The organism is Ancylobacter amanitiformis (assembly GCF_030814815.1).
Lineage (GTDB): Bacteria > Pseudomonadota > Alphaproteobacteria > Rhizobiales > Xanthobacteraceae > Ancylobacter > Ancylobacter amanitiformis.
The window spans coordinates 19,500-30,376 of sequence record NZ_JAUSVR010000029.1; the positions used below are offsets into that span (position 1 = coordinate 19,500).

Genomic DNA, 10,877 nt, shown 5'->3' on the forward strand with positions numbered 1-10,877 from the left:
AGCGTCCTTGTCGTGATGAGGCGGATGGAGGGATCGGGTCGCTACTCGGCGAGCGCGCGCTTGCGCGTCTTCAGCACCGCCGGTGACAGCATGGCGAGCAGCATGATCGCGACGATGGCAAGCAGCAGCGCGCTGATCGGGCGGGTGACGAAGACCGACGGGTCGCCATCGGAAAGCTGCATGGCGCGGCGGAAATTCTCCTCCAGCTGCGGACCCAGCACGAGGCCGAGCAGCAGCGGCGCCGGCTCGACGCCGACCTTGATGAAGAAATAGCCGACCACGGCGCAGCCCAGCATCAGCCAGACATTGAAGGCGCTGTTGGAGATGCCGTAGGTGCCGATGCAGCAGAACAGCACGATGGCCGGGAACAGCAGTCGGTACGGGATCTTCAGCATGGAGACCCACAGGCCCACCAGCGGCAGGTTGATGATCAGCAGCATCAGATTGCCCGTCCACATGGAGGCGATGACGCCCCAGACCAGTTCGGGCTGCTCGGTCATCACCTGCGGGCCGGGCTGGATGCCCTGCATCATCAGGGCACCGATCATCAGCGCCATCAGCGCGTTGGCGGGAATGCCGAGCGTCAGCAGCGGGATGAAGCTGGTCTGCGCTCCGGCATTATTGGCGGCCTCCGGCCCGGCGACGCCCTCGATGGCGCCCTTGCCGAAGCGCGAGGGATCCTTCGCCAGCTTCTTCTCCAGCGCATAGGCGGTGAAGGGCGGCAGCGCCGCGCCACCGCCCGGCAGCACACCGAGCGCCGAGCCGATGAAGGTGCCGCGCAGCATGGCGGGAAAGGCGGCCTTGAGATCGGCGCGCGAGGGAATGAGGTCGCGCAGCTTCTGGCTCACCACCTGCCGCACGGCCGGGCGCTCCAGATTGGCGATGATCTCGGCGAGGCCGAACAGGCCCATGGCGACGGGCACGAAATCCAGCCCGTCCGCCAGCGCCGGGACGCCGAAGGTCATACGCGCCACACCGGAATTCACATCGATGCCGACCGTGCCGATCAGCAGGCCGAGAAACACCATGGCAAGCGACTTGGACACCGAGCCATGCGCGAGGATGACGGCGGCGAACAGGCCGAGCACCAGCAGGCTGAAATATTCGACCGCGGTGAATTTCAGCGCCAGCGCCGCCAGCGGCAGGCTGAGCACGGCGATGACGACCGTCGCCACCGTGCCGGCGAAGAAGGAGGAGATGGCCGCGATGGCGAGCGCCGGGCCCGCCCTGCCCTGCTTGGCCATCTCATGGCCGTCGAGGCAGGTGACGACCGAGGAGGTCTCGCCGGGCACATTGACCAGGATCGCCGTGGTCGAGCCGCCATATTGCGCGCCATAGAAGATGCCGGCGAGCATGATGAGCGCCGAGGCGGGCGCGAGGCCGAAGGTGAAGGGCAGCAGCAAGGCCACCGTCGGAATGGGGCCGATGCCCGGCAGAACGCCGATGGCCGTGCCGATCACGACACCGATCAGGCAGTAGAACAGGTTGTTCCACTGCAGCGCGGTCGAGAGACCAAGGAGGAGGTTGTCGAAGAGTTCCATGGCGTCTTGGGCTCACCAGGGCCAGATGGAGACGGGCAGAGCCAACGCCTTGATGAAGAGCAGCACCGCGCCGGCAGTGACCGCGAGGCCGAAGACGATCACTTCGAAAAAGCGGCTCTCGCGGCTGGCGGCGGCAGCGATGAGGATGGCGGCGAAGGAGGCGAGCGCGAGGCCCGCATTCTCGATCAGCAGCGCGAAGACGCCGACCGCCACGCCGACGCCGAGGATGGGGCGCAGCTGCACAGGCTCGATGCCGACAGGACCGCGCAGCAGGCCGCGCCCGGCGAAGAACAGGCCGAAGGCCAGCAGGATCAGCGCGATGGCGCGGGGCATGTAGCCCGGCCCCATATCGGCGGCGGTGCCACCGTTGAGCCCGCGCGTGGCGACGAGGGTGCCCGCCGCCACGGCGATGAGGAAGGCGCCGAACGCAAGGTCCGGCCAGTCGAAGCGGCGGCGGGTCACGGCGCGTCCCGCTCAGTTGGTCTTGATGTCGGCGGCGCGGACGATATCGCCCCAGCTCTTGATGTTGGTCGCGAGCCAGGTCTTGACGTCTGCCGGCGAACCGGGACGCACAGAGCCGCCCTGCTCGGCGATCTTTTCCTTGATGTCCGGCATGGCGAGTATCTTGTTCAGTTCGGCATTGAGCTTGGCGACCACCTCGGGCGGCGTCTTGCCGGTCGTCAGCAGGCCCTGCCAGGTGCCAGCGTCGCCAAGCGGGAGCTTGGCTTCCTTGAACGTCTCGACATTGGGCAGCGCCGCCAGACGCTCCTCGCCGGTCACCGCGATGCCGACGAGCTGGCCATTGGTGACGAAGGGGAGCGTCGCCGTCGCGCCATTGATGATGACCGTGCTCTCGCCGGAAACCACCGCGCGGGAGGCCGCCGCGCCGCCCTTATAGGGCACATTCTTCCACTCGATCCCGAGATCGCGGGCGAGTGCGACGGCGGTGATGTGGTTGAGCGCCCCCACGCCGGAATTGGCGACCGCCAGCTTGCCCGGATTGACCTTGGCATAGGCGACCAGCTCGGCGACGTTCTTGGCCGGCACGGCGGGGTTCACCGCCAGCACATAGGGGCCGAACATCACCATGCCGACCGGAGCGAGATCGGCCTCGACATTGTAGGACAGGTCCGGGAACAGGCTCGGGGCAATCGCGAGCGAGCCGATATCCATCAGCAGCAGCGTGTGGCCGTCGGGGCGTGCCTTGGCGACGGTGTCCGCGCCGATATTGCCGGCGGCACCGGGCTTGTTCTCCACCACCACGGGCTGGCCCACGGCTTCGGAGAGCTTCGGCGCGATCAGGCGGGCCAGAATGTCGGACGTGCCGCCGGGGGCGAAGGGCACGACGATGCGCACCGGGCGATCGAAGCTCTGCGCGGCGGCGGGACCGGCCGCGAAAGCCGGCGCGAGGACGGAAAGAGCGAGAGCGGCCGCGGCCGCCTTGAGAATGCGAAGGCTCATTGGCGTTACCTCCAGGGAGTGGCGATGGCGACGTTGCGCCTTGCTTGTTGGGTGGCGTCGTCGCCTCCACCGTCAATCTAGGGCGCTTTCGATGCGACAATGAGTTGTTCTCTGCATTGATCGATGCCAGTTTTGCATTGATGTTCGAGCTCAGTCATCTCCGCTGCTTTGTCGCCGTCGCCGAGGAACTGCATTTCGGCCGCGCCGCCGCGCGCCTCAATCTCACCCAGCCACCGCTGAGCCGGCAGATCCAGCTGCTCGAGCACACGCTGGACGTGAAGCTGCTGGAGCGCACCAGCCGCTCGGTCAGCCTGACCCGCGCCGGTCACAGCTTCCTGCCGGAGGCGCGGCGGCTGCTGCGGCTCGCGGAGGGGGCGGCGCTGGCGGCGCGGCGGACGGCGAGCGGCGATGTCGGCTCCATCACCCTAGGCTTCACCGCCGCCTCCGGCTACGATTTCCTGCCGCGCCTCATCACCCAGTTCCGCGCGGCGGCGCCCGGCATCGACCTCGTGCTGAAGGAGATGGTGTCGACCGACCAGTTCGAGTCGCTCACCTCCGGCCTCATCGATGTCGGCCTCGTTCGCCCCACCTTCAACCGCCGGGAAGTCGTCTCGCTCTGCGTGGTGCGCGAGCCCCTGATGATGGCCGCGCCGGAAGGTCACCCCCTCACCCGCGCTCCCGAGGTCCAGCTGGCCGAGCTCGACCGCCAGCCCATGGTGACCTATTCGCCCTACGAGGCCCGCTATTTCTACGATCTGCTCGCGACACTCTTCGCCACCGCCGGGATCACGCCGCGCTATGTCCAGCACATCAGCCAGGTTCACTCGATCCTCGGCCTGGTGAAGGCCGGCATTGGCGTGGCTCTCATCCCCCGCGCCGCGCGCAACCTGCGCTTTGAGGGCGTCGCCCTCAGGCCACTGGCGGCCGGGACATCCCCCACCGTCGAGCTTCACGCCATCTGGCGGCCGGGCAACACCAACCCCGCCATACCCGCCCTTCAACACACCTTGCAGGATTTGGTGACGAGGTCGGACTCGGATTTATGGTTAGATGACCATTAGATTCGACCTTGCGATCTGATGGACCAATCACCGACTGGCCGTCCATGCGGAGATCCGCGACATAGCGCAAGGCGCAACTCGCCACGCTGAACCGCCGTATCGAGCTGGAGATTGCCGCCGAGGCCCGCCGCGACTGGCACGAGATGGTCCGGCTGTCGGGCGGGTTCCATCTGCTGCTGGCCGAGAGATCGCCGGCAACGACATCTTGCTGCGCTTTCTGCGCGAACTGATCACCCGCGAGGCGCTGGTCATCCTTGTCTAGGAAAAGCCCGGACTGCGCCCCGAGGAATACGGAACGCATTCGCTCCGCCGTACCAAGGCCGCCCTGATCTACAAAGCTACCGGCAATCTCCGAGCTATTCAGATTTTGCTTGGACACACCAAAATCGAAAACACCGTTCGATACCTTGGTGTCGATATCGATGATGCGCTTACGCTTGCCGAGACAACGGAAATCTGATCCGCGCGGCCTCGCTGATCATGGCGAGGCCGCGTTCAGCAACGCGCCGCCATCTCGGTCGTTCATGCTTAGATTTGATGATCTTAAAAGCCGCCGTTCGTTCATCTGGACGTGCATCAGCGCGCGCAATCAAAAAACTGTTCGAGCCAAAGCGAATGGGCGAAACGTAGGCTCCTTTGATGCAGCAATGGCTAAGTCCAGTCCCTTTGCTCGGCATGCTCGTCCATCCACTTGGCATGCGCGTCGTAGCTATCCGCGATCCGTTCGAGCACCGCACGGGTGCGCGGCCACGTGAGAGCGCAGCTGAGCGCATCGGCGCGATTCTGCATCGTCGGGTTCGAGTTCGATCCTCCCGAACACCGCATGGAGAAGCTGCACGAAAAAGGCCGGATTGCTCGACAACGCCTTGTGCAACGTCCGCACCGGGCGCTCGGAATGCTGTAGGGCGTGGAAATAGATCCATTCGAGCTTACGTATCTCGTCCTCGCCAACACCATCGTCAGCATCGAGGCGCTCGAATGCCTCGCCGACATAGTAAGAGAACATCACTGGGTCGTTGTCATCGGCCTGAGCCTTCTCCTCGCTAACCGTCGAGGGATGGCGAAGCACGGCCAACAGATCGGCAGCGTCACCTGCATGTTCGGTTGGTCCGATCAGCATTTCGAGCGCCGAGCGGCCGCGATTCTCAGCAAGGAGCTTTTCGACCGCAATGCGCCTCACCGGACCTTCGGGCACACGGAACGTCCCGATCGCCCTCCAGTAGGCGGCGTCGATCGCCGCGCCCGCGCCGGCCACGCGGTCCCAGGAGTGCGGCTCGACCGGCAGCGCCATCATCAGCGGCACGATTTCGCTGGGCGGCCGGCCAGCCCTGACCGCGGCGTCGAACCGAGCCCATAGCCAAGTCGCACCGCGCACTTCGGCAAGCGCGAAAGTCATGCGCTGCGCCATGTCGGTCGATCGCGGCTCGCCGCGCGCTAGTGCCGCATAGAGGATCGCATCCTTGCGGTCCTCCGCTATATCAGCGGCGACGATCCCCGCGCCAAGCGCGTCGGGCATCTGCAAGGTTAGCGCATAATCGACCAGCGCATCGACCGACAACGAGCCGGCCAGCTCGGCGGCCGCGATGCGTTGCTCGTCAGCGAGCCGCTTCCCCGCTTCCTCCCACGACAGGTTGCGGCGGAAGTGGTGATTACCGCGCGTGAACAGCCAGGCATGCCGCGCCGCAGGGTCATTCGGCTCGAGTGATGCGAACCCGATTTTCAATGGCGCCAGCGCCGCCGCTTCCATCGCCCAATCGGCTCCAGCAAATTTCTCGTGCTTGGCAATCAGGCCGCGCAGCTTCTCGCGAAAATCCGCGACACCAGCGCTGTCGAACGCTGGTGCCGCTGCGGCCAGTTTCGCCGCAGCGGCCTCACGCCATGCTGGCTTGAAATTCGCCCAATGCTCCAACAGCTCGCCCCAACGCACGGTGTCTTTACCTACATGCGCGAGAACACGTTCGCCGATTGCCTCGTATGCCCGCGCGATGCCGAGCCGCGTCACCGGCTCGGCAGAATCCACCGTATAGTCCCGCCACCGCGGGCTCGCCGACGGCGTCGAAAAGCCGTGCATGCTCGGCGCGATCCCGAGCAGCAGTTCCCAGCCGACGCGATTGTAGCGCTTGAGGACGAGGTCGATCACCTGCAACCGCTGCTCCGAGGTTGCGTAGGTCTGCGGCACCCAGGGGAGAAATATACGCTGCAGCGTTGCTTTTGGCCTATTGGCCAAGCGCCCGCCGGGATCGCGGTCAGCTAGTCGCGCCAAGAGCAGACTGACGGTTGACAGGTGACGCGGACTCCATGCGTGCAGTTCGAGCGACCAGAGCAGGTCGGAGAGATATTCCTGCGGGTGGATGAACCCTTCGTCGCTGCGGAAGAGTGCCGCCATCGGGCTGGGTTCGCGATCGAGCGCGGCGTCGACGCTATCGAAAAACGCCTGCGGCGCGGCTTCGGACAGCAAGCGGAAGCTGTCTGACAACGACCACCACAAGCGATCGTCAGCCTTTTCCAACAAAGCGGAGATATTACGGTGGGCGGTGAACTTGGCGGTCGATGCCGCACTCGCTCGCTCGGGAAACATGCCGAGCGCCACCATCGCCTCACCAAGCCCGTTCCGCAAATCGGGGGATGCGATCTTCGGCGGCTCGCGATCGGTTTTCCAGCGGTCCTCAGGCTTGGCGTCGAATGCCGGGTCACGCTCGCCCATCACTCCAAGGAAGGCCACGTTCAGGCGGTCGAGATGCCCGTCGGTCAGGAATGGCGCGAGCTGGAACCAAGCATCCCGTAGAGAGGCGAGGCGCCATGCCGTGCCGGAGCGGCGCACAGGGCCATCGAACGCAGCCGTATATAGCGCCAAGGCCGCGACAAGAGCGTCATAACTCAGCCCCGAAAGACGCTCGAGCACCTCGCGGTCGACGGGATGATCGTCGCGCCAGCCGCCGGCGAGCATCGCCGCGAGCAAGGCCGGGTCGATCGGCGTCGCTGCCCAGCTGGGCCGGCCGGCCGGGCTTGCGGTCATCAGGCGTCGGAGGACGACAAGGCTGCGACCGCTCTGCAGCGCCAGCCGGTGGGCTTCCTCACGCTCAAGGCCCATCGCCTCAAGCTCGCGCTCTGCGTGATGCCGCCACGGCCGCGCGAGCCGGATAACATCGCGCGGCGCACCGACATCGGAACCGAAGGCACGCAGAACGTGATGACCATCAGCCACCAGCGCCGCCGCCAGTCCGGGATCGCCTCGGTCGAGGATCACCGCCAATTTAGGCCCAAGCCCGACCAAATGACGCGCGACGTTTTCGGATTGTACCGCCAGGATGCGGCTCGTCCAATACACCCGGTAGGGTTCGGGCAGCGCAGCAAGTGCGCCCGCGACGAACGCCATCGCTTCGCCTGACGCTTCCGCCTGCAGCGAAATAATCGCTGGCGGCCCATAGATCCAAGCCAGCACTTTCGCTGCCTGATCGTCGCGATCAGCCGTGATGAGATTGCTCGACAGCGGCGTGACGGTCGCCAGCGACCACTCACGCCAAATCGAGTCGAGCCCGCGCAGCCCTTCGGGCCGGCGCTGAATGCGCACGGCAAGCCATTCGGCGACACTGGGATAGAGTTCGAGCCAATGAACCAGCATGTCACCGTCGATGACACGAACGTCGCGCCACACCCCGTCCTGCTTCTTTTCGGCGGCCCAGGCGTCCTTTTGCGGCCACCGCTGCGGCGTGACGAAGATGAAACAGGACTGGGCCGGATCGATTTCCAGCGGATCGGTCGACCGCTTGAGGTAGTCTTCTTCGGCCTTGGACAACACTTTGCCGCGCTGGACCCCGATTTCCCAGACCGTTATGCCAGCGGGGACGTAAGGTGAGGCAGTGGGGGCGTCGCATATGCCGTCCCAGCCCGGGTGCTGGATGCTATCATCCGAGGGGAAGCGTAACATCGCTGCCGGGCCGTGCGTCGCGAGCAACAAGCGGCTGATCAGTTCGGGCAACTTCGCCTGGCCGTCACGCGTGCCCGCCCATTGAACGAGGTGCTGAGCCTCGATCCAGCGCATGGGCTTGCCGGGTTTGGGAAAAGCCGGCGAGGGAATCTTAGCTGTCACGACCGCGCCGCCCGGCAGGAAGCTAATGCCCTGCGCTTCGATGGCGTCCTTCATCGCCTGGGCGTTATTGACGACCGGGGTACGCAGGCCGCGCTCGAAATCCGCGACCGTGGAAACAGCTACGCTCGCAGCGCGGGCAAGGTCGGCCTGGGACCAGGCGAGCAACGCGCGGGCGGCACGAACATGTTCAGGGGCGGGAAATAAGGGGGGCGACATATAGGTCATATTAAATAACTGACCTCAGCTTTTCAAACCTAGTCCTTGCCGATAGCCCGCTTTCGATCCATGGGTCGAATTTGCTGCCCATGTCCCCAGAGCCATTGCCGAACGTGCGTAAGATGAGCAAAATAATGTAGGCGCTCGCATGCGTTTGCGTACCGGAATTGTCGGTGTACCAAGGCCGCCCTGATATACAAAGCTACCGGCAATCTCCGAGCTATTCAGATTTTGCTTGGGCACACCAAAGTTGAAAACACCGTTCGATACCTTGTTATCGATATCGATGATGCGCTTACGCTTGCCGAGACAACGGAAATCTGACCGCGCGGCCTCGCTGAACATGGCGAGGCCGCGTTCAGCAACGCGCCGCCTAATCGGTCGTTGAGTGTGCCTTTGCCGCTTCCTGAAAGCCAACATCGTCGGTGACCGTGCTGGAGGAGCGGGTGTTACTCCTCAGCCCCCTTCTTCGGCGAGAGATCGATTATCACCACATCAATTAAATGATGCAGGTCGCGCGGCATCTGTTCAATGATTGCGTCCCGTAGAGCGTCCGGGTCGGTGATGTTGGGCCTTCGCTTGCCAGCAATGGGAACCTCCGGACCAAACCATAGCACGAGATAAACACCTTGCTGGGCTGCATCAGGATGCGAACTGTAGCGCACGTGAAGCTGCGCTGACGCAGCAGAAAATAGCTCCTTGTGCCACTGCCCCTTCACCTCCACCACGAGCAATCGTTGCTGCCCGCCGAGCATCGCTGAAACAGTGATGTCGCAGCGGTTCTGGTTTGCCATGTATCGCTCAATCACCACGTTCAGGTTCAGCGCCGTCATCCGGGCTTGCAAGCGGTCTACAATGCGGTCTCGTGCTGTGTTTTCGTCGACACGCTTGCCGTTCGGATAGAAGGTCGTGAGCGGATTTGTTTCGTTATTCCGGACCCAAATCTCCAGCTTCTCGAGCTCCTCAACAATCAGCGCTCGCAGATCCTCGACAGTGGCCAGCCGATTGCGATCCAACATGGCGACGATCTCTGCTGCTGAAGGCGGCGCGAAATCCTTCAATGCGCGCTTGTGCACGGCCGATGCTCTTTGACTTTTCGCCGCGTCATGGAAATCTGCGAAACGTGTGTCCCCAAGAAGTCGGTCAAAGACTGGGATGCTCTTGTCCGGCGAATCCTGATCGATGCGCCACACAACGTCCGTCAGGAAACGGTAGGCTGTCTCGTCGTGAGGATCGTCGGTGCCATAGGAACTGGGGAGGACGACTTTTGGCCAAGCCCCCACATACATGTCCAGAATTCTGAAAATCTTCTCGGCCGATAAATTCGGCCAGCCTTCGTTGTCGCCCCGACCAAACCGGCCTGCGCGCTCCTCAATCATGAATATCGCATCCCGGTCTGAACAAAACCGGTCCCAAATCTCCTCCTGCGAAGTGTCGAGAAAAAAAAGACCACGCAGGAACCAGAAATCCCGTGTTTTGGCTTCTTCGTTGGAGGCGGTGCTGCTTCGGACAAAGTCAGCACAACGCTTCTCGATCAATGCCTTGAGCGCCGCCCGCTCCACCTGTTTCGCGCAAATATCGAAGAGGGTCTCGCGTGCATGCCACGGCATGTCTGGGAAACGCTCCAGCCATTCGAACGCCAGCTCGTCGCGCACGGGTGCGAAGGCATTGTCGTAACGCAATTTCCCCACGCCCGTGGGCGCATCAAATGCGCGGGACAATTGTGGCTCGATAAATGTCCGAGCAAACGCCTCAACCTCGTCGATCGTCGGGAATATCAGCTTGTCGAGCGCCGCAGTGAATTCCTCCGCTTCGCCCTCCTTGTATCCGTTATATCCTCCAAGATCGGTTTTCACCGCTTTCAACACGTCTATGTCGATCACATCGAGGTTGCCGGCATGACGAAAATGGGCGAGGCAGGCGGCATGCAGGACGCGAAGTGAATATGGGGAGTGATCGACCAGGAATGAGAGCGTGGGAACATGCGGCCTCATGAACTCAAAAGAATTGCGTAGCGCGCATTCCGCATCGGCTACGTCGTCGAACACTTCACTAAGTCTTTTCGGCTCGATCAGGTAGTTTCCTGCGATCCATTTAAGCGCCGGCCAGTCAGTACCGGACGCGATCCGATCGCGATTGTTTCGGAAATAATCGCGAGTCTGTTCCTTCTGTGCAGCTTCCCGCCGTTCGTATTTGCGATGCGAGCGGCGCCAGCTGGCGCGGTCTCTCGCGTTTGAGAGTTGAACGTTCCACTCGTGTTTTGACCAGATGCGGAGCAGCTCAGGTTTCTCGCGTGCCTGTGAACGCATGCGCGCCCGCAATTCGTCCGGACCTTTCTCGGAAGCATAGGGATTGTAGCGGCAATAGAAGCCTTCCCAAAGAGCGAAGTGGTCAGTCTCGAAAGCATGGCCGACTAATACCGACGCGCATTGATCAAAACCCATGTGCCCACTGACGCAGTCCGATGGACATGATGCGCCAGGGTTGGTCGACGAGGGTGTTCCAGGC

General features: G+C 63.3%; 6 protein-coding genes and 2 pseudogenes. 3 read left to right on the forward strand and 5 right to left on the reverse strand.

Features of this window, described 5'->3' with window-relative positions:
• Positions 1-41: 41 nt before the first annotated feature.
• From QOZ99_RS21475 to QOZ99_RS21485, 3 genes are read right to left on the reverse strand one after another with little or no spacing between them, the layout of a single operon-like run.
• Complete coding sequence (locus QOZ99_RS21475) at positions 42-1,541, reverse strand: tripartite tricarboxylate transporter permease (protein WP_306892039.1); 1,500 nt, start codon at positions 1,539-1,541, stop codon at positions 42-44.
• Between the two features lie 12 nt (positions 1,542-1,553).
• Positions 1,554-2,003, reverse strand: coding sequence for a tripartite tricarboxylate transporter TctB family protein (locus QOZ99_RS21480; protein ID WP_306892040.1), 450 nt, complete (start codon positions 2,001-2,003; stop codon positions 1,554-1,556).
• A gap of 12 nt (positions 2,004-2,015) precedes the next feature.
• Positions 2,016-3,002 carry a Bug family tripartite tricarboxylate transporter substrate binding protein gene (locus QOZ99_RS21485; protein WP_306892041.1) on the reverse strand — a complete coding sequence of 329 codons (987 nt, stop codon included), beginning with the start codon at positions 3,000-3,002 and terminating at the stop codon, positions 2,016-2,018.
• A gap of 140 nt (positions 3,003-3,142) precedes the next feature.
• On the opposite strand from QOZ99_RS21485, the gene QOZ99_RS21490 reads away from it, so the two are divergent.
• Both QOZ99_RS21490 and QOZ99_RS21495 read left to right on the forward strand, forming a co-directional pair.
• On the forward strand, positions 3,143-4,063 hold the full coding sequence (locus tag QOZ99_RS21490; RefSeq protein ID WP_306892042.1) for a LysR family transcriptional regulator: 921 nt from the start codon (positions 3,143-3,145) through the stop codon (positions 4,061-4,063).
• Positions 4,064-4,334: 271 nt separating this feature from the next.
• A pseudogene (locus QOZ99_RS21495) lies at positions 4,335-4,523 on the forward strand (tyrosine-type recombinase/integrase); the annotation flags it as partial.
• A 249-nt stretch (positions 4,524-4,772) separates the two neighbouring features.
• Here QOZ99_RS21495 and QOZ99_RS21500 read toward each other — a convergent pair.
• Positions 4,773-8,378: a helix-turn-helix domain-containing protein gene (locus QOZ99_RS21500; protein ID WP_306892044.1), complete on the reverse strand. Its 3,606-nt coding sequence runs from the start codon at positions 8,376-8,378 to the stop codon at positions 4,773-4,775.
• Positions 8,379-8,540: 162 nt separating this feature from the next.
• Here QOZ99_RS21500 and QOZ99_RS21505 point away from each other — a divergent pair.
• Positions 8,541-8,693 (forward strand): annotated as a pseudogene (locus tag QOZ99_RS21505) (tyrosine-type recombinase/integrase); the annotation flags it as partial.
• Positions 8,694-8,818: 125 nt separating this feature from the next.
• On the opposite strand, the gene QOZ99_RS21510 reads toward QOZ99_RS21505, so the two are convergent.
• Positions 8,819-10,813, reverse strand: coding sequence for a DUF8371 domain-containing protein (locus tag QOZ99_RS21510; protein WP_503128561.1), 1,995 nt, complete (start codon positions 10,811-10,813; stop codon positions 8,819-8,821).
• Positions 10,814-10,877 lie beyond the last annotated feature (64 nt).